The organism is Pseudomonas sp. DSV-1, from assembly GCF_035830915.1.
Taxonomy (GTDB): Bacteria; Pseudomonadota; Gammaproteobacteria; order Pseudomonadales; family Pseudomonadaceae; genus Aquipseudomonas.
Map to the genome: position 1 here is coordinate 917619 of NZ_JAYMYG010000001.1, position 19118 is coordinate 936736.

The 19118-nt window shown below is 58.4% G+C and carries 19 protein-coding genes; 2 read left to right on the top strand and 17 right to left on the bottom strand.

Annotation, left to right across the window (positions count from 1 at the left end):
- Window positions 1–9 precede the first annotated feature (9 nt).
- From VSQ83_RS04330 to VSQ83_RS04340, 3 genes are read right to left on the bottom strand one after another with little or no spacing between them, the layout of a single operon-like run.
- A complete protein-coding gene (locus VSQ83_RS04330) occupies window positions 10–876 on the bottom strand; it encodes an alpha/beta hydrolase (RefSeq protein WP_326425436.1) in 867 nt (288 codons plus the stop codon).
- Window positions 873–2267: an aspartate aminotransferase family protein gene (locus tag VSQ83_RS04335; protein ID WP_326425438.1), complete on the bottom strand. Its 1395-nt coding sequence runs from the start codon at window positions 2265–2267 to the stop codon at window positions 873–875. Before VSQ83_RS04335 ends, VSQ83_RS04330 begins: the two co-directional genes overlap by 4 nt.
- A complete protein-coding gene (locus VSQ83_RS04340) occupies window positions 2260–2955 on the bottom strand; it encodes an MtnX-like HAD-IB family phosphatase (RefSeq protein ID WP_219260812.1) in 696 nt (231 codons plus the stop codon). Before VSQ83_RS04340 ends, VSQ83_RS04335 begins: the two co-directional genes overlap by 8 nt.
- A 227-nt stretch (window positions 2956–3182) precedes the next feature.
- On the opposite strand from VSQ83_RS04340, the gene VSQ83_RS04345 reads away from it, so the two are divergent.
- A complete protein-coding gene (locus VSQ83_RS04345) occupies window positions 3183–3947 on the top strand; it encodes a MipA/OmpV family protein (protein WP_326425441.1) in 765 nt (254 codons plus the stop codon).
- Between the two features lie 48 nt (window positions 3948–3995).
- On the opposite strand, the gene VSQ83_RS04350 is transcribed toward VSQ83_RS04345, so the two are convergent.
- The 14 genes from VSQ83_RS04350 to VSQ83_RS04415 form a co-directional block, all read right to left on the bottom strand.
- Window positions 3996–4409 carry a transporter gene (locus tag VSQ83_RS04350; RefSeq protein ID WP_326425443.1) on the bottom strand — a complete coding sequence of 138 codons (414 nt, stop codon included), beginning with the start codon at window positions 4407–4409 and terminating at the stop codon, window positions 3996–3998.
- Between the two features lie 11 nt (window positions 4410–4420).
- A complete protein-coding gene (locus VSQ83_RS04355) occupies window positions 4421–4795 on the bottom strand; it encodes an EamA family transporter (protein WP_133075901.1) in 375 nt (124 codons plus the stop codon).
- A complete protein-coding gene (locus tag VSQ83_RS04360; protein ID WP_133075980.1) occupies window positions 4792–5712 on the bottom strand; it encodes an arginase in 921 nt (306 codons plus the stop codon). The genes VSQ83_RS04355 and VSQ83_RS04360 overlap by 4 nt, the downstream gene beginning before the upstream one ends.
- Before the next feature lie 110 nt (window positions 5713–5822).
- Complete coding sequence (locus tag VSQ83_RS04365; RefSeq protein WP_219260995.1) at window positions 5823–6149, bottom strand: GlpM family protein; 327 nt, start codon at window positions 6147–6149, stop codon at window positions 5823–5825.
- Between the two features lie 8 nt (window positions 6150–6157).
- Window positions 6158–7483 (bottom strand): sigma-54-dependent transcriptional regulator, encoded by a 1326-nt coding sequence (locus tag VSQ83_RS04370; protein ID WP_133075899.1) that lies wholly within the window; start codon window positions 7481–7483, stop codon window positions 6158–6160.
- Window positions 7480–9384 carry a sensor histidine kinase gene (locus VSQ83_RS04375; RefSeq protein ID WP_326425445.1) on the bottom strand — a complete coding sequence of 635 codons (1905 nt, stop codon included), beginning with the start codon at window positions 9382–9384 and terminating at the stop codon, window positions 7480–7482. Before VSQ83_RS04375 ends, VSQ83_RS04370 begins: the two co-directional genes overlap by 4 nt.
- 149 nt (window positions 9385–9533) lie before the next feature.
- Window positions 9534–10268: an amino acid ABC transporter ATP-binding protein gene (locus VSQ83_RS04380; RefSeq protein WP_019823566.1), complete on the bottom strand. Its 735-nt coding sequence runs from the start codon at window positions 10266–10268 to the stop codon at window positions 9534–9536.
- Window positions 10265–10939 carry an amino acid ABC transporter permease gene (locus tag VSQ83_RS04385; RefSeq protein WP_016779682.1) on the bottom strand — a complete coding sequence of 225 codons (675 nt, stop codon included), beginning with the start codon at window positions 10937–10939 and terminating at the stop codon, window positions 10265–10267. The genes VSQ83_RS04380 and VSQ83_RS04385 overlap by 4 nt, the downstream gene beginning before the upstream one ends.
- Window positions 10939–11685 carry an amino acid ABC transporter permease gene (locus tag VSQ83_RS04390; RefSeq protein WP_133075897.1) on the bottom strand — a complete coding sequence of 249 codons (747 nt, stop codon included), beginning with the start codon at window positions 11683–11685 and terminating at the stop codon, window positions 10939–10941. Before VSQ83_RS04390 ends, VSQ83_RS04385 begins: the two co-directional genes overlap by 1 nt.
- Before the next feature lie 204 nt (window positions 11686–11889).
- The gene (locus VSQ83_RS04395) at window positions 11890–12819 is read right to left on the bottom strand and encodes a glutamate/aspartate ABC transporter substrate-binding protein (protein ID WP_133075896.1); all 930 of its coding nucleotides are present in this window, start codon (window positions 12817–12819) and stop codon (window positions 11890–11892) included.
- A gap of 386 nt (window positions 12820–13205) precedes the next feature.
- Window positions 13206–14744: a glycerol-3-phosphate dehydrogenase gene (gene glpD / locus VSQ83_RS04400; protein ID WP_326425447.1), complete on the bottom strand. Its 1539-nt coding sequence runs from the start codon at window positions 14742–14744 to the stop codon at window positions 13206–13208.
- 176 nt (window positions 14745–14920) lie between these two features.
- Complete coding sequence (locus tag VSQ83_RS04405) at window positions 14921–15676, bottom strand: DeoR family transcriptional regulator (protein ID WP_133075894.1); 756 nt, start codon at window positions 15674–15676, stop codon at window positions 14921–14923.
- Between the two features lie 136 nt (window positions 15677–15812).
- On the bottom strand, window positions 15813–17318 hold the full coding sequence (gene glpK / locus VSQ83_RS04410) for a glycerol kinase GlpK (RefSeq protein WP_326425450.1): 1506 nt from the start codon (window positions 17316–17318) through the stop codon (window positions 15813–15815).
- Window positions 17319–17407: 89 nt separating this feature from the next.
- A complete protein-coding gene (locus VSQ83_RS04415; protein ID WP_133075892.1) occupies window positions 17408–18259 on the bottom strand; it encodes an MIP/aquaporin family protein in 852 nt (283 codons plus the stop codon).
- Window positions 18260–18640: 381 nt separating this feature from the next.
- On the opposite strand from VSQ83_RS04415, the gene ybaK reads away from it, so the two are divergent.
- Window positions 18641–19111, top strand: coding sequence for a Cys-tRNA(Pro) deacylase (ybaK, locus tag VSQ83_RS04420; protein ID WP_133075891.1), 471 nt, complete (start codon window positions 18641–18643; stop codon window positions 19109–19111).
- Window positions 19112–19118: the final 7 nt, after the last annotated feature.

Genomic DNA, 19118 nt, shown 5'->3' on the forward strand with positions numbered 1-19118 from the left:
TCCTTTGGCTCAGGCCTGCTGTCGATAGTCGACAGGAACCGGTGCCGCGCGGCTGTTTTTCTTGATAAAGGCGTCACTGAGTTCGATCACGCGGCGGTACTGCAGGTCGACGGTGATCATGTGGTAGCAGTTGTCGAGCAGCACTTTGGTCACTGGCCCGCCCAGATGGCGCTCCACGTAATCGGCGTTCCAGCGGCTGGTGATGTCGTCCTCGATGGAGTGCAAAACCAGGGCTTTAGTGGTGATCGACGGCATGCGCTTTTTCACCACGGCATTCATCCGGTGCAATTCGCGCACGGTGATGCCCTGCATCGTCAACAGCCCGGCATTCGCGCTTTCTCCAGCGTGCATCTGGCGCTCGACAATGGCGCGCAAACGTTCGTTCTTGATGCCGTAAGGGGGTTTTTCTTCAAAATTGCACAGGTGTACGCCAAAGGGGATCGCCATCAGCAACGGGGTCAAAAAGGCCAACTTGTGGATGCTCCAGCCGTCGTAACGCAAGGTGGTGGAGTACATCAACAGCCCGGCGACCTGGCCCGGGTGTTCGGAGGCCACGTACATCGACATGACCGCCCCCATCGACAAACCCCCGACAAAAACCTGCGAGTGACGCTGGCGGATCCCGGCGAAGGTTTTGCGCACGCCTTCGTACCAGTCCAGCCAGCCGGTGGCTTGCAGGTCGTCGTTGTCACCGCAGTGCCCGGCCAGGGTGGGGACGTACACCGTGCACGTCCCGTCCTTCGCCAGGCCCTGGGCCACCCGACGCAGTTCCGTCGGAGTGCCGGTGAGGCCGTGGATCAACAAGACCCCGACCTCACCCGTGCCGAGAACGAAACCGGCGTCGCCTTCGCCCAGATCGATCTCTGCCCCGTTCACCGTTTCATGGCCCGAGCCAGCAGGCGGTCGAGCAGGGCGATGCCCAGATCGATTTCGGCGTAGCTGATTTCCAGGGACGGCGCCAGGGTGATCACGTTCTTGTAGTAGCCGCCCACGTCCAGAATCAGACCCAGACGCTTGCCGTCGATTTCAATGTCGCCCTTCATGCCTTCCTCAACCATGTAGTCGAGGGTGGCCTTGTCCGGGGTGAAACCGTCCGGGCCGCAGATTTCGCAGCGCAGTGCCAGGCCCAGACCGTCGACGTCGCCGATGATCGGGTAGCGTTTTTGCAGGTCTTGCAGACCGTCCAGGAAGTACTTGCCCTTGGCCATGACCATCGCGCCGTAGTCGACTTCGCTGGTCATCTTGAACATTTCCAGGCCCACGGCGGTGCCCAGCGGGTTGGAGGCGAAGGTGGAGTGGGTCGAGCCCGGCGGGAAGATCTTCGGGTTGATCAGCTCTTCACGGGCCCAGATGCCGCCCAGCGGATTGAGGCCGTTGGTCAGTGCCTTGCCGAAGACGATCACGTCGGGTTTGACGTCGAAGTGCTCGATGGACCACAGCTTGCCGGTGCGCCAGAAACCCATCTGGATTTCGTCGACCACCATCAGGATGCCGTGCTGATCCAGCACGTGCTTGAGTTCGCTGTAGAAGTTCATCGGCGGGATGACATAGCCGCCGGTGCCCTGGATCGGTTCGACGTAAAACGCGGCGTATTCGCTCTGGCCGACTTTGGGGTCCCACACGCCGTTGTATTCGGTCTCGAACAGACGGGCGAATTGCTGCACGCAGTGGCTGCCGTATTCTTCCTTGGTCATGCCTTTTGGCCCACGGAAGTGGTACGGGAACGGGATAAAGTTGGCGCGCTCGCCAAAGTGGCCGTAGCGGCGACGGTAGCGGTAGCTGGAGGTGATCGACGAGGCGCCGAGGGTGCGGCCGTGGTAGCCGCCTTCGAAGGCGAACATCAGGCTTTTGCCGTTGCTGGCGTTACGCACCACCTTCAGCGAGTCCTCGATGGACTGCGACCCGCCGACGTTGAAGTGCACGCGGCCGTCGAGGCCGAACTTGTTTTTGGCGTCGACCGCGATGCGTTCCGACAACTCGATCTTGCCCTTGTGCAGGTACTGGCTGGCGATTTGCGGCAAGGTGTCGATCTGTTGTTTCAGGGCGTTGTTCAGGCGCGGGTTGGAGTAACCGAAGTTGACCGCCGAATACCACATTTGCAGGTCGAGGTAGGCCTGGTCTTCGGTGTCCCAGACGTAGGAACCTTCGCAGCGGCTGAAAATGCGCGGTGGTTCGATGTAGTGAACGGTGTCGCCGTAGGAGCAGTACTTGGCTTCTTTTTCCAGAAGGATCTGGTCTTCAGGGGTAGCGATTCGGTTATCAGACATGATTGAAGAGTTCCTGCTGTTCACGAGAATAGTGGGGAGCGTTGGCGGCCGGGTTCGGCAATTTGGCGAGCAAGGCCGGCAGTTCGGCGAAAGAGTCAAAGCGTGCGTAGGGGATACCGTTGCGTTCGCAGTGTTCGGCCAGGCTGTCCTTGGCGAAGACGAAGTCGGCGCTGGAGGCCACGCACATGTCGGAGCGGCCATCGCCAATCACCAGCACGCGTTTGCCGCCGGGGGTGGATTTGCATTTGCAGTTGCCCGAGGCGGCCCGGCAGGTGTCGCTGGAGTACGGGAAGTCGATGCGCCAGCGGTTCTGGTCGACCTGACGCAGGCGGTTGGCAAGGATCGGCAACAGGCTCACGTAGTGGCGGGCCAGGATGCGGGCAATGCCTTGTTCGATGCCGTCACTGACCACCTCGATGGAGGCGCCCAGGCCGATGACGTGGTCAACGAAGTCGGGAAAGTGAGGGTCAATCTCAACGCTGTCGAAAAAAGCCAGCAGTTCGGCTGGCGTGGCCTTGACCAGCGACAGCTGGCGGCTCAGGCATTCACGCGAACCGATTTCACCCTGCACCCATTGATCTTCGATCGCTTCCCAGCTGGGGTCGGCGAAGCGTTGAAGAATGTTGTCGATGACGTCGGTGCGGGTAATGGTCCCGTCGAAATCACACACGATATGCCATTGCATCATCTGCATTGTCCTGTCGAAAAGACGCGCTTTTTGCGCTTGCCAGAGGACATAGCATTGACTGTGCCAATTATTAAAAGCCCCGTGGGCTATGGCTTTGCGCCGATTCGAAGGTGGCTTTCGAGTTTGAAGCTACAATTTTTGTAGCTTGCTACAAACAACATGAGTGCTTGCACAGGGCGAGCGAAAAAGGGATTGATGCGCCCATGAACCTCTATGGAACCTTCGTCATGAAAGCCCCGGTCCGTACTTTATTGCTGCTCACATTGTTGGGTGTCGGCGTGGGTGCCCATGGGGCAGACGGCCCGAGCGGGGAAGTGGGCGTGGGGATTGGCTATCAGCCCAATGATCCAAGCGCCAGCCGCTATCAGGTGGTGCCGTTGCCGTATTTCGATGTGGACTGGGGCGATGTCAGTCTCAATACCGATGACGGTCTGACCTGGAGTGCCTTCAAGGCTGACGGCTGGAGCGCGGGCCCCTTGCTCAACTACGTCTCGGGACGCAATGCCAATGGTTCGTTGCGGGGCCTTCGCGATGTGCCGGACATGGCCCTGCTGGGCGGTTTTGTGCAGTACAGCCCGGCCGACTTCTGGCGCGTGTATGCACAACTCGGGCAGGCGGTGGGCGGCGCGGGCGGTCAGGGCGGGGTGCTGGGTCAGGTCGGGGGCGAGCTGGGTTATCCGCTGGGGCTGGGGATTATCGGCAGCAGCCAGTTGGCGGTACATTTTGCGGATGGCCGACAGATGTCGACGTTCTTTGGTGTCAGCGACAGTGAAGCCCAGGCGTCGGGGATTTCCGCATACAAGGCCAGTGGCGGGTTGCAGAATGTCACCCTGACCCAGAACTTCGAGTTTCCCCTGGCGCAACACTGGTCGCTGGTGACCAGCGCCAGTTGGGTTCATCTGCTGGGCTCGGCGGCGGACAGCAGTATCGTGCGCGAGCAGGGAGATGTGAATCAGGGCTCGGTGCAGGTCGCGGTGAGTTACAAGTTCTAGACCCCATCCCCTGTATCGCGGGCAAGCCCGCTCCCACAGAGGGCTGAGCTATGGCTCACCCTCCGCCAGCAGCGCAATCCCGCCAATGATCACGGCAACGCCGAGCCAGTGCAGGGCGCTGATATGTTCGCCCAACCCCAGCCACGACCCCATCAGAACCCCCACAAATACCAGCGAGCTGAGCGGGAACGCCAGCGACAGGCTGCTGCGGCGCAGTATCAGCATCCACACAAAAAACGCCCCGATGTAACAGGCAATAGCCACCCACACGCCGGGGTTGAGCATCACGGCTTGCAGCCATTGCAGGCTGAAATCCATCTGCCCCAGTTGATCGCCGCCGACCTTGGTCGCAATCTGCCCGCTGCTTTCGAGGGCAATTAACAGCGCCCACAGCACCACAGTTCCCAGACGGCCATGCAGCCAGCCGTTGTCTGCGATTTTCAGGGTTTCAGTGTTGTCCATTGTTCTTCTCCTCAAGCCCCGGCGATGCAGACCAGCATCACGCCTAGGGTAATCACCAGGGTGCCCAGCCAGCGCCGACGGCTCACGTGTTCGCCCAGGAACACCTTGCCGGCGAACACCGCGCCGCAGTACGCCAGTGCGGCAGCCGGGAACAGCACACTCAGGGGCGCCCGTGACAGGGCCTCCAGCCAGACGAAAAACTCGATGACGTAAGCGCCGATACCGACCCACAACATGGGGGCATTGAACACCTGGCCCCAGAATGCGTTGAGGCGAAAACCGCCTTCCAGTTCCGGCAGGCGGTCCAGGCCGATCTTGAAACACAGTTGGCCCATGACATCGAGCACGATGGAAAACGCCACCAGGGCAATCACGGTCAAGGTCACGGGAACAGTTCCTCAAACAGAGCGATCAGCGCCTCATTGGTGGTTGAGTTGCGCAGCAAGTCGCTCTCGCTCCAGCGTTCAGGGGCTGGCTGATCGGACCTGGCCTCCCAGCGCTTGAGCAGGTTGCGGTGCGGTGCCCTGGCGAATTCGCCGCACACATCGATGCCCAGCACCCGCTTGCTGGCGGCCAGGGCCCGGATGGCCTGGAGCAGGTGGGTCAGGCGCATGCCGCCCTGATCCCAGTTGGTGGCGGCGTCTTCGCTGGCGAGAACATCCTTGTCCAGTGTGATCCAGATCGCGTCGGTGGGCAGGCTGCGGATCAGCTCGGCGAGAAAGGTTGGCCAGTCCTGATCGGCAAGATTGCGCCAGTGCAACAGGTTTTCGTGCTGCTCGTGCCCCGCGCCGTCGCCGATTCGGCCCCAGACTTTGGTGGGGGGATGCTGCCAGGGGAATAGCTGCAAATCACCACGGCGCAGGGCCCCGAGGTTGCCGCCCTTGAATTGCGGGTTTTGCAGGTCGTCGCTGCATGGGCCGAGGGTGACGATGCGTTTGATATTCGGCAGTTTCAGGGCGCGATTCACCCACGAACCGCAATGGCGACGGGGGGCAAAGCGTACCCAGTCAGGGTGGTTGTCGAAGTGGATCAGAGTGACAGGTTCGGGCAAGTCGGCGAGCAGGGCCGGGGTCAGGTGATGATAGTCGCCGGAGCCGATGAAGAAGATTTCAGGCCGCAGGGCCTGGCGTCTCGGCCTTTGCTGCAGGCGCTGGGCGAAACGCCGGTAATTGCGTTCGGTGGACCACAGGCGCAATTGCGGGCCCAGTTCGAGCAGGTCCAGGCGTGTAGCGCGACCATCGGTCAGACGCTGCATGATCGGTGTTTGTGAGGTCAGGCTGTGATCAAGATCGAGAATATTCAACGTGTCATTTACCCCATTCAATCGCCGCCGATCCAGGCAGGGCGGGCTTCAGGGGGTAAATGCAAGGGGCGGGCCAGCGGCGCGCTGATGATCTTTAGGTGGGAGCGGGCTCAGTGCAGGCGCACCCACACGCTGACCAGTACGGTGGCAGCCATCAGCCAGGCCACGGCGGCCAGCGCCAGTGACGCTTCAAGACGCATGCGGTCGACCAGTACGTACAGCGTTGCGAGGTAGACGAAGTAGGGAATGATCGACCACATGCCAAACACAATGGTGGTTTTCAGGTCGTCCACCGAGCGCCCTTTGCCGACGATGTAATGCGCAATCAGGGCAAAGGTCGGGAACAACGGGACCAGGCCCGCGATGTAGTAGTTTTTGGTCTTGGCCAGCATTGCCAGAATGATGACCACTGCGGCACCCAGAGCCGCTTTGAGTATCAGATCCATCAGTGCGCGAGCCCGTATTTTTTGACTTTATCGAAGAGGGTGGTCTTGGCCATGCCCAGTTCCTGGCTGGCCTGGGTCAGGTTGCCGCCGCTGCGCTGCAAGGCGTCACTGAGCAGGTTGCGCTCGAACGCCTCGACTGCCTCGGAAAAGCCCAGCCCCTGCGCCGCGTTGCTCCCGGATTTTTTGAAGGCAGGCAGACCCAGGGCGAAACGTTCGGCCACGTTGCGCAGTTCACGCACGTTACCCGGCCAGTCATGGCTCATGAGGCTGGACACGGTCTGGTTGTCCAGTTCAGGGGCGGCACGATCGAAACGCAGGGATGATTGCTGCAGGAAGTATTCGAACAACTGCAGGATGTCTTCGCGGCGTTCGCGCAAGGGCGGCAGTTCAAGTGTCACCACGTTCAGGCGGTAGTACAGGTCGCTGCGAAACTGGCTGGCCTTGCTCAGTTGATCAAGGTCGGACTTGGTGGCCGCGATGACCCGGCAATCAACGTCGATGCTCTGGTTGGAACCCAGGCGCTCCAGGGTGCGCTCCTGCAATACCCGCAGCAGTTTTATTTGCAGGTTGATCGGCATGCTCTCGACTTCGTCCAGAAACAGCGTGCCGCCATGGGCGTGTTCGATTTTACCGATGCGGCGTTTGCCAGCACCGGTGAAGGCGTTGGCTTCGTGGCCGAAAATCTCGCTTTCAAACAGGTTTTCCGGCAGGCCACCGCAGTTGAGGGCTACAAACTGCTGGGGATGGCGCCGGCTGAAGTCGTGCAGGCATCGGGCGACCAGCTCTTTGCCTGTGCCTGTCTCGCCTTCAATCAACACGTTCGCAGAGGTATCGGCGACGTTGGCGATCAATTCGCGCAAGTGCTGCATGGCCGGGGAACGCCCGATGATTCGCCCCTCGAGCGAGTCGCGTTCTGCCAACTGGCGACGCAGCGACCAGACTTCTCGGGCCAGGCTGCGTTGTTCCAGCGCACGGCGGGCCACATCCACCAGGCGCTCCGGGGAAAAGGGTTTTTCCATAAAGTCATAGGCGCCGTCACGCATGGCCCCCACCGCCATGGAAATATCGCCATGCCCGGTGATCAGCACCACCGGCAGGCTGCGGTCGCGGGCCTTGAGGCGCTTGAGCAACTCCAGGCCATCGATTCCGGGCAGGCGAATGTCACTGATGACGATGCCCGGGAAGTTGTCGCCCACCAACGCCAGTGCCTGTTCGGCACTGCTTACGCCTTCGCTGCGAATGTCTTCAAGTGCCAGCGCCTGCTGGCATCCGAGCAGGACATGGGGGTCGTCTTCAACAATCAGGACGGTCAGGTCGTTATTCATAGGGGCTCGGTCCTGGCGGGTTGCACCAGCGGTAAAAGAAGGACAAATGCGACACCACCACTGGCCGGGAACTCGGCGCTGAGGCTTCCGCCAGCGGCGGCTGCCAGGCTGGCTGACAGGGTCAAGCCCAGGCCCAGGCCCTGTTCGCCGGGTTTGGTGGTGAAGAACGGTTCGAAGAGATGCTTGCGGGCTTCGGGGTCGATGCCGGGGCCGTTATCGCGCACCAGCAGGCGGTATTTGCTTTCGCTGACCTCGCCCTCCAGCCAAAGCTCTTGCGGTGTTGACTGGCCCTGCATGGCGTCCAGCGCGTTGCCGATCAGGTTGACCAGGATTTGTTCCAGTCGGGTCTGATCAATCTTGAGCGCTACATCGCCGAGTGCTCGATGAAGTTGCACCCCGGACTCCTCCATGCGGCTGGCGAGCAATTGCAGGGCCGCATCGACGGCTTTGCCCAGGCTGGCCTGGCCCTGATCATCTCCACGGCGGGCAAACGAGCGCAGGTTGGCGGTGATGCGGCCCATGCGGTCGACCAGGTTGTTGATGGTACTGAGATTGTCGGCGGCGACCTTGAGGTCTCCGCGCTCAAGAAAACGCACGGTATTGCCCGACAGGGTGCGCAATGCGGCCAAGGGTTGATTCAGTTCATGGGCAATGCTGGTGGACATCTGCCCGATGGCGGCCAGTTTGCCCGCCTGTACCAGTTCATCCTGGGCACGGCGCAAGGTGTCTTCAGCCTGGCGTCGTTCACGGATCTGGCCTTTGAGTCGTTCGTTACTGGCCCGCAAGTGAGTGGTGCGCTCGGTGATCTTGCGCTCCAGCTGATTGTTGGCTTCTTGCAGGGCTTCGCGTGCCGCCAGCCGGGTGGCGATCACTTTGCGCCGTTCATTCCAGGCAATCAGCAGAAAGGCCAGCAAGGCAAATGCAACGGCGACCAGCGTCCCCTGATTCGCCGCTTCACGGCGCAGGTCCTGCAGTGGCGTGAGCAGGGTGATGTCCCAGGGTGTGTCATTGAGCTTGCGGGTTTGCGCCAGATAGCTGACTTCCTGCTGGTCGGTAACGATCTGGTTGTTATTGGCAAAGGTGACTTTTTCTACGCCGTCGGCCAGGTTTTCCCGTTCCAGCGGTACGAGTTCATTAAGCGGCCACCAGTAGTATTGAAGGCTGCGTGCCAGTCGCTCTTTGGTTTCGGCGCTGAGCGGGCGGATTGACTTGAGGCGTCTGGTGGGATCGCTGGACAGGATGATGATGCCGTTCTCGTCGCTCACATAGGCTTCGAGGCGAGCGCGCTGCCAGCGTTCTTCAAGGGCTTCGAGCCGGACCTTGATCACCGCTACGCCAATGATCTTGCCTTGTTCTTCGAGGCCGTGAGCCAGGTAATAGCCCGGTTCACCCGACGTGCTGCCGATCCCGTAGAAGCGCCCCGGTTGACCGCGCACGGCGTCCTGGAAGTAGGCGCGAAATGACAGGTCCTCTCCCAGGTAGCTGTCGGTATCTCGCCAGTTGCTGGTGGCCATCACGCGGCCAGTGGTGTCGAGCACATAAATGGCCCGGCTGCGGCTGCGACGGTTAAGGCCTTCCAGATACTGGTTGACGGTGACCCGGTTCTGCACGCTTGGGTCGGCCAGCAACCTGGAAACACTGGACTCCAGTTCCAGCAGGCTGGGCAGGTAAGTGTATTTGCCCAGTTCGCTTTCGACGGTACGGGCGTGGAGTTCGAGCTGGCGTTCGCCGGTTTCGCTCAGGGTGCGAATACCGAAGTGTTCACTGATGCGATAGCCCGCGTAGCCCAGGCCGATCGTCAACAGGATGATCAGCAGAGGTAGCAGGAAGTGGCGCAGTAGACGAGGTTTCACGGCAAGTGAGGGCGGAGCACCGCGGTAAAGAGTGGGGTCGCATTTCATCACAGATGCCTTGTCGCGATAAGAGGCACGCGAAAACTGTAGTCGCTGCCGCAGGCTGCGAAGAATACCCTGTGGTATCCAGAAAACGGGGGCTTTGGCCCCCTTCGCAGCCTGCGGCAGCGACTACAGGTATTTGGTTTGCACCAAATTTAGTGCTGCAGGATCTTGGCGAGGAAGTGCTGCGCACGCTCGGAGCGGGCTGATACGTCACCGAAGAACTCTTCTTTCTCGCAGTCTTCGACGATTTTGCCCTGGTCCATAAAGATCACACGGTCGGCCACCTTGCGTGCAAAACCCATTTCGTGGGTTACGCACATCATGGTCATGCCCTCGTTGGCCAGTTGCACCATCACGTCGAGTACTTCGTTAACCATTTCCGGGTCGAGCGCAGAGGTCGGTTCGTCAAACAGCATGACGATCGGGTCCATGGCCAGGGCGCGGGCAATCGCCACACGCTGTTGCTGACCACCGGACAACTGGCCCGGGTGCTTGTGGGCATGGGCCGACAGACCAACGCGCTCCAGCAGTTCAAGGCCTTTTTTAGTGGCTTCGGCCTTGCTGCGACCCAATACCTTGACCTGCGCAATCGTCAGGTTTTCGGTGATGGTCATGTGCGGGAACAGTTCGAAATGCTGGAACACCATGCCAACCCGCGAACGCAGTTTTGGCAGGTTGGTCTTCGGGTCGGCAATGGAAGTGCCGTCAACCGTAATGTCACCTTTCTGGAACGGTTCAAGGGCGTTGACGCACTTGATCAGGGTCGACTTGCCCGAGCCGGACGGGCCGCATACTACGACCACTTCGCCCTTTTTGACTTCAGTACTGCAATCGGTCAGTACCTGGAAGTCCCCGTACCACTTGTTGATGTTCTTGATCGAGATCATACGGCAAACCTTTTTTGCAGACGCTTGACCAGCAGCGAGGCGGAAAAGCTGATGATGAAATACACCAGACCGGCGAAGATCAGGAACTCATTGGAGCGGCCGATGATGTCGCCACTGGAGCGCGAGGCATTGAGGAAGTCAACCAGGCCTACGGTGTAAACCAGCGACGTGTCCTGGAACAGGATAATGCTCTGTTGCAGCAGCAAGGGGGTCATTTTGCGAAAGGCCTGGGGCAGGATGATCAGGCGCATGGCCTGGCCGTAACTCATGCCCAGTGCTTTGGCTGCACCCATCTGGCCTTTGGGAATGGCCTGCACGCCAGCTCGTACGATTTCGCAGAAGTAGGCGGCTTCAAACATCACGAAGGCCACCAGGCACGACTCGAAAGCGCCGATCGGGGTGTCTTTGCCGGTGATCCAGCGCAGCACGAAAGGTACGGCCAGATAGAACCAGGTAATGACCAGCAGGAGCGGGATCGAGCGGAAGTAGTTCACGTAAGCGCCGGCCAGATTGGCCATCCACTTGCTTGACGACAAACGCATCAATGCCAGCACTGTGCCCAGGGCCACGCCACCCACGACGCCCATGACCATGAGCTTCAAGGTCATGACCATGCCGTTCCACAGGCCTGGCAGGGCAGGGACGATGCCGCTGAAATCGAAGAAGTCCATTATTTACCCCCCAGAGACATCAGGCCGGGCACTGCTACTTTTTTCTCGATCAGGCGCATCAGCAACATCAGGCTCATGTTCAAGGTGAAGTAGATCAGGGTGGCCAGGGTGAAGGCTTCAAACAGGTTGGCGGAAAATTCAGCGGTCTGTTTGGTTTGTGCCAGCAGTTCCATCAAGCCGATCAACGAGGCCACGGAGGAGTTCTTGAACACGTTCAGGAACTCGGAGGTGAGCGGTGGAATGATGATCCGGTAGGCTTGCGGCAGCAGCACGTTCCAGTAGATCTGCGACATGCTGAAGCCCATGGCGCGGGCGGCAGCTTCCTGACCTCGTGGCAGTGCCTCGATACCGGTACGAACCTGTTCGCAAACCCGTGCAGCGGTAAACAGGCCCAGGCACACGACAACGCTCAGGTAAGCCGAGGTCGTCGGATTGAGGTCTTGCTTGTACCACTCCTGCAAATCAGGCGGCAGCAGGTCGGGTACCAGGAAGTACCAGATAAACAGCTGCACCAGCAGCGGCACGTTACGGAAGATTTCAACGTAAACCGTGGCGATGCCCGCGATGAAACGGTTCGGCAGTGTGCGCATGACACCCAGCAGCGAACCCAGGATCAAGGCGACAATCCAGGCGACAACAGCGATAGCGATGGTCCAGCCCAATCCGGAAATAAACCAGTCGAGATACGTCTCGCTGCCTACGCCGGTGGACTTGAAGAACACGCTCCAGTCCCAGTTGTAATTCATGCAGGGTCTCCCCTCAGATGGGTCTATAAACAAGCACTTGCTTCAGGGAATCCGTTCTCACCCGACAGGGTCGTCGGGCACACAAAACCCGCTCGATAACCAGCGGTTCGAGTGTTCTCTAATGCAATAAGAAGCTTAGTACAAAGGTGCTCGACAACTCCTCGAGCGTGATGACCCACGCTCGGGAGTATCAAAGGTCAGAAATCAGGATTTCTTTTCTTCTGCTGGCTTGTCGTCTGCTGCTTTGTCTGTCGGGTTGGCGATCAGTGCCTTGAGCTCATCGCTCATCGGGAACATCAGGTTCAGGCCTTTTGGTGGAATAGGCGATTGGAACCAGGTGTTGTAGGTGTCGTTGATTTTGCCCGACTTGTAGTAGGCAACGATGGCGTCATCCACTGCTTTTTTGAACTCAGGGTCGCCTTTACGAACCATGCAGCCGTAAATTTCGTACGACTGTGGAGTACCGGTAACAGCCCAGTCAGTTGGCTTCTTGGCTTTAGCCATTTCGCCGGCCAGCAGGGCGTCGTCCATCATGAAAGCAACAGCACGGCCCGACTCAAGCATGTTGAAGGCTTCGCCGTGGTCTTTTGCCGAGATCACGTTCATGCCCATCTGCTTGTCAGCGTTCATCGCCTTGAGGATGCGCTCGGAGGTGGTGCCAGCCGTGGTTACGACGTTCTTGCCTTTCAGGTCAGCGAAGTCCTTGTAAGGCGAGTCCTTTTTGGACAGCAGGCGGGTACCGATTTCGAAGATGCCGACCGAAAAGTCGACTTGTTGCTGGCGTTCCACGTTGTTGGTGGTGGAGCCGCACTCAACGTCAACCGTGCCGTTCTGCACCAGCGGGATACGGGTCTGGGAAGTAACCAGGTTGTATTTGATTTTGAGGTCCGGCATGTCGAGCTGTTTTTTCAGCCCTTCAACGATTGCCAGCTGTACATCGTGGGAGTAACCAACCGGTTTGCCGGAAGCGTCCGCGATGTAGGAGAACGGAATGGAGGAGTCACGATGCCCAAGGGTGATGGTGCCGGATTCTTTGATTTTCTTCAGTGTGCCGGTCAATTCGGCTGCAAAAACTGGAGTGCTAATCAGAGCTGCAGCAATTGCTGCGCCCAAAAGTTGCGGAACGATGCGCATCGGTGTTTCCTCGACATTGTTTTTTTTATTGAGCCCGTTTGTGGGCCCTTTTGTACTTCGAATGTCTCAACAGACTAAACGCTCTGTTAAAGCATTCGGTCCAGAGTGTAGAGCATGAGTCGTGCCAGACATTGAATTTATGCCTAATGCTTTGATTTATAAGGGATTTAATTTTATTGATGGCGGGCTTTAAAAGCGGTCTCGCCCGGAAAGCCGAATGATACAGGGGTGAGCGTTCGGAAAACCGAATGAAAGATGGCGCAGGCAGTTCGCGATTCAGGTAGTCAGGGTTTTCTGGCAAACCGTTCCGATTTCATCGCGAGCAAGCGGGATCGTCATGCCCTCACCCCACAAGCAATTGAGACCTGTGGGGCGGGGGAGCAGGTTTAAGCCGCTTCTACCTTGCGGTTTTTCAGATTCAGGGTGGCCATGTACTGGGACAGATGCGCCTGCTCTTCAGCGGTGGTAAACAGGCCCAGCTTGGTCCGGCGCCACAGAATGTCCTGTGCATCCAGTGCCCATTCCTGGCTGCACAGGTAATCGACTTCACGGCTGTAGAGGCCACTGCCGATATGCTCGCCCATGTCGCTCAGGCCTTGTACGCCGTCCAGCAAGCGCCACGAGCGGTTGCCATAGGTGATTGCCCAGCGCTTGGCAATCGCGGCATCCAGCCAGCTGTGTTTGCTGATCAGGGCGGCGCTCAGGGCTTTTGGCGTGGTCATGTCTTCGCCGCCCGGCAATGTCGCGGTGGCGGTCCAGCTCGGCTTGATCTGGGTGAAGTAGGGCGTCAATTGGGCCATGGCCGACTCGGCCAGCTTGCGGTAAGTGGTCAGTTTGCCGCCGAACACTGACAGCAGCGGGGCTTCGCCCGGTGCGCCGGACAATGCCAGGGTGTAATCCCGGGTCACTGCTGAAGGGTTGTCGGACTCGTCGTTACACAGCGGGCGCACGCCGGAGTAAGTGCGCAGGATGTCGCTGCGGGTTACTTGTTGCTTGAAGTGGGCATTGACTACATTCAGCAGGTAGTCGGTTTCTTCTTCCGTGATGCTTACTTTGGCCGGATCGCCTGTGTATTCACGGTCGGTGGTGCCGATGATAGTGAACTGATCCATGTAGGGAATGGTGAACACAATCCGCTGATCTTCGTTTTGCAGAATGAACGCATTGGGCGCGTCATACAGCTTGGGAACGATGAGGTGACTGCCCTGGATCAGGCGGATGCCGTAAGGCGAATCCAGCTTCAAGTCGTCTTTGATGAATTTGGCTACCCAAGGGCCAGCGGCATTGACCAAAGCTTTGCTGCGAATCGAAAACAGGCTGCCGTCAGCACGTTCCAGGTTCAATTCCCACAGCCCTTTGTTACGGCGCGCACCCACGCAGCGAGTCTGTGTATGGACATGGGCACCTTTTTCCCGTGCGGCCATGGCGTTAAGTACTACCAGGCGAGCGTCATCGACCCAGCAGTCGGAGTACTCGAAGCCTTTGGTGATTTCTGCTTTCAACGGGCTGTCTGCACCAAACTTGAGGCTGGTGGAGCCCGCGAGTTTTTCGCGCTTGCCCAGATGGTCATACAGAAACAACCCGGCACGGATCATCCACGCCGGGCGCAGGTGCGGGCGATGGGGCAAGACAAAACGCATGGGTTTGACGATATGCGGCGCTTTGGACAGCAGCACTTCACGCTCTGCCAGTGCTTCTCGTACCAGGCGGAACTCGTAATGTTCGAGGTAGCGCAAGCCGCCGTGGATCAGCTTGCTGCTGGCGGATGAGGTGTGGCTGGCCAGATCGTCTTTTTCGCAAAGGAACACAGACAAGCCGCGACCGGCTGCGTCTGCCGCAATCCCGACGCCATTGATCCCGCCGCCAATCACAGCAACGTCGTAAACCTCAGCGAGGGGGGTGGCAGGCAAGGTGGTCAGGGACATAAATGGGCCTCGCGTTCTTTACGCATATTTGAATGTGAACACTAATGTTCATTTTCGAAAATATTAGCGGATAAAGGCGAGGGTAGCCAGCACCCTTCGATTGAAAAAACTCATCGAAGGGGGGTTAAAAGAAGAATATCGAACATTTTGAATGGGCAGATGAACCTGCGGGCCGGTTACACCACTTCCAGGCGGATCTTGTTTTGAGCCAGGAGTTGCGCGAGTTCGGGCACGGGCGGCTGGTCGGTAACCAGGCAATCAATCAGGGTGATCGGGCCCAGCCGTACCATCGCATTGCGGCCGAACTTGCTGGAGTCGGCAGCCAGGATCGTTTGTCTGGCGTTGGCGATAATCGCCTGTGAGACGCGAACTTCCTGATAGTCGAAGTCCAGCAGGCTACCGTCGGAGTCGATGCCGCTGATACCGACCAGTGCAAAGTCGAACTTGAACTGGTTGATGAAATCGACACTGGCCTGGCCAACGATACCGCCATCGCGGCGTACGTTGCCGCCTGCGATCAGGACTTCAAAGTCATCCTTGGCACTCAGGATTGAAGCCACGTGCAGGTTGTTGGTGATGATTTTCAGGTGGTTGTGATTGAGCAGCGCCCGTGCAATCGACTCGGTGGTGGTGCCGATATTGATGAAAATCGAGGCGTGATCAGGGATCTGGGCGGCAATGGCTTCGCCAATGCGGCGCTTTTCGTCGCGCATCTGGTCTGCGCGCATGGCGTAGGCAGTGTTTTCAACGCTGGAGTCATAGGCGGCTCCACCGTGGTAACGGCGTAGCAGATCGGCTTCTGCCAGTTGATTGATGTCGCGACGAATGGTCTGCGGTGTGACGATGAACAGCTGAGCCATTTCCTCGATGCTGACATAACCGCGCTCGCGTACGAGTTCGAGGATCTGCTGCTGGCGTGGAGGCAGATTCATTGATTTTCCTTTGGGCGGCGAAGCAAATTCGCCCATGATGCCGCAGGAAAGCGCCGCCTGCTACTCGCAGGTGCCATCAAATATTGAAGCGACTGCGGGCGCCAATGGCGCCCGCAGCAGTTATTGCCCGGCAGGCTTAGTTGCTTTCTTCGTGGGGTTCCCAGTCGCGAGTGCGGCTGACGGCTTTTTTCCAGCCGGCATAGAGCTTCTCTTTGCTGGCTTCGTCCAGCGCAGGTTCGAATTCGCGCTCGATCACGGCCTTGCCGCGCAATTCATCCAGACTGCCCCAGAAACCGCAGGCCAGACCAGCCAGGTAGGCCGCGCCCAATGCAGTGGTTTCGCGCATTTGCGGGCGTTCAACCAGGGTGCCGAGAATGTCGGCCTGGAATTGCATCAGGAAATTGTTGGCTACGGCGCCACCGTCCACACGCAAGGCTTTGAGGCGTTCGCCAGAGTCCTGCTGCATGGCATCCAGCACGTCGCGTGTCTGGTAGGCGATCGACTCCAGTGCTGCACGAATGATGTGATCAACGCGTACGCCGCGAGTCAGGCCGAATAATGCGCCACGGGCATACGGGTCCCAGTAAGGGGCGCCCAGGCCAGTGAAGGCAGGCACCAGGTAGACGCCGTTACTGTCCTTGACCTTGTTGGCGAAGTATTCGGTGTCGTGTGCGTCGTTGATGATCTTCAGTTCGTCACGCAGCCATTGAACGGTGGAACCACCATTGAAGACGGCGCCTTCCAATGCGTAGGCAACTTCGCCACGTGGGCCGCAGGCGATGGTAGTCAGCATGCCGTGGGTCGATTTGACGGCGTTTGCGCCGGTGTTCATCAGCAGGAAGCAGCCGGTGCCGTAAGTATTCTTGGCCTGCCCCGGCTCGACACACATCTGGCCAAACAGTGCGGCCTGTTGGTCGCCTGCAATGCCGCCAATGGCAATACCGCTTTTGGTGCGGCCGTAGATTTCTGAAGATGACTTCACTTCTGGCAGCATTTCGCGCGGGATATCCAGTACCTCCAGCATCTTGGTATCCCACTCCAGAGTGTGGATGTTGAAGAGCATGGTGCGAGAGGCATTGGTGTAGTCGGTGACGTGGGTTTTGCCGCCGGTAAATTTCCAGATCAGCCAGCTGTCGACGGTGCCGAACAACAGTTCGCCATTGCGTGCGCGCTCACGGCTGCCTTCGACGTTATCGAGGATCCACTTCAGTTTGGTACCCGAGAAGTACGGGTCGGTCACCAGGCCAGTGGTGTCGCTGATGTATTGCTCGTGGCCATCGCGCTTGAGCTGCTCGCAGATTTCGGTGCTGCGGCGGCACTGCCATACGATGGCATTGTAGATCGGACGACCGCTGACCTTGTCCCACACAACGGTGGTTTCACGCTGGTTGGTGATGCCGATGGCGGCCACCTGATCGTGATGCAGGCCGGCTTGTGCAAGGGCCTCGACCATCACGGCGCTTTGGGTGGCGAAAATTTCCATCGGGTCGTGTTCAACCCAGCCCGGTTGCGGGTAGTGCTGTTGAAACTCACGTTGCGCCGTGCATACCACGTTGGCGTCACGATCGAAGATGATCGCTCGCGAACTGGTTGTGCCTTGGTCCAGCGCAATGATGTAGTTCTTATTCTGAATGTCGGTCATTTGAAAGTGCCTTGCAGAATGAGGGAGGTTGGGGGCGCGAGAAAGGTAACGGGCAGTAGGTCTCGTGCGCCCCGTTTCATAAGTCGATATCAGGAAGCTTGGGTTTTCACTTGCGCTGCAGCCTGGGTGTCGGCGGCTACAGGGGCAGCGTCAGGCAGGTGGCGGGCAATCAGGCCGCGATAAATGGCTGCGCCCAGGCAAGCGCCCACGATCGGTGCAAATATTGGAATCAGGAAGTAAGGGATGTCGCGTCCACCGGTGAACGAAATTTCACCCCAACCCGCCAAGAATGTCATCAGTTTAGGCCCGAAATCACGCGCGGGGTTCATCGCAAAGCCGGTTAGCGGCCCCATCGAGCTACCGATGACAGCAATCAGCAAGCCGATCAGCAGGGGTGCCAGTGCGCCACGTGGCAAACCGTTCTTGTCGTCGGTAAGCGCCATGATCACGCCCATCAGGATAGCGGTAATCACCACTTCGACGAGGAAGGCTTGGAGCGTTGTAAGCGAGGGGTGCGGGTAGGTCGAAAAGACCGATGCCAACTCCAGGCTGGCCTGGCTGCCTCGAACCATTTGATGTGCTTGTTCGTAATCGAAGAAGAGATTGCTGTAGAGCGTGTAAACCAACGCTGCAGCGCAGAAGGCGCCTGCGACTTGGGCAAGGATGTAAAAGGGCAGCTTACGTTTTTCGAAATCGGTGAACAGGCACAGCGCGATGCTGACTGCCGGGTTCAGGTGTGCGCCTGAAACGCCTGCTGTCAGGTAAATCGCCATGCTGACGCCAATGCCCCAAATGATGCTGATTTCCCATAAGCCAAAACTGGCACCCGCGACTTTGAGAGCCGCAACGCAACCGGTACCGAAAAATATCAACAGTGCGGTACCGAGAAACTCGGCCAGGCACTGACCTGAAAGTGTGGGGTGTTGCGATGCAGTCGTCATCTGAAGCCTCGTTATTGTTGTTTTTAGACGTTATCAATCAGGGTGGCGGCGCGCCTTGGTCTGATCGGGTAATTGCGTGCCATTGATTTCAGCATGTAGGTAAAGTCGTACAAAAGTTGAATGCTAGTATTCAGATTCGAAAAAATATAGACAAGAAACGCTGCTGTCAAAGGTCGAAAGTGAACGGGTATTCACATTCTGACTTTAGAACGGGGGTGTGGTACTGGTTTTTCTGTAAGAAAACACTACGAATTGGTAGGTTGGCGTGTAACGTTTCAGCTAAATGCATGGCGCAAAGCCCCGTGCCAGCGCGTTTTTTACGGGCCAATAGCCTAAAATCGGCCATCAGTTTTCTTTTCCTCATTCAAGACTGGAGCTGTCATGACGCCTGCATTGGACCTGCTGAAAAAAGTTCGCGCCGAACATCGTGTGCATAGCTATGAACATGATCCAAAAGCGGCATCCTATGGGTTGGAGGCCGCAGAAAAGCTTGGCCTGGAACCTGCTCAGGTGTTCAAGACGTTGCTGGCCAGCAGTGAGAAGGGGGAGTTATTGGTCGCTGTGGTACCGGTCGTCGGAAGCCTTGATTTAAAAGCCCTCGCACACGCTGCCGGGGTCAAAAAAGTCGAAATGGCGGACCCGGCGGCAGCTCAGCGTTCAACAGGGTATTTGTTGGGAGGCATCAGTCCGCTGGGGCAGAAGAAGCGACTGCGCACCTTTATCGATAAAAGTGCTGAAGGTTTTGCGACTATTTTTGTCAGCGCCGGACGACGCGGGCTGGAAGTGGAACTGGCGCCTGGGGTGCTGGCAGAGCATACGCAGGCGCAGTTTGCAGAGGTAGGTCGGGTGTAAGCGCGAA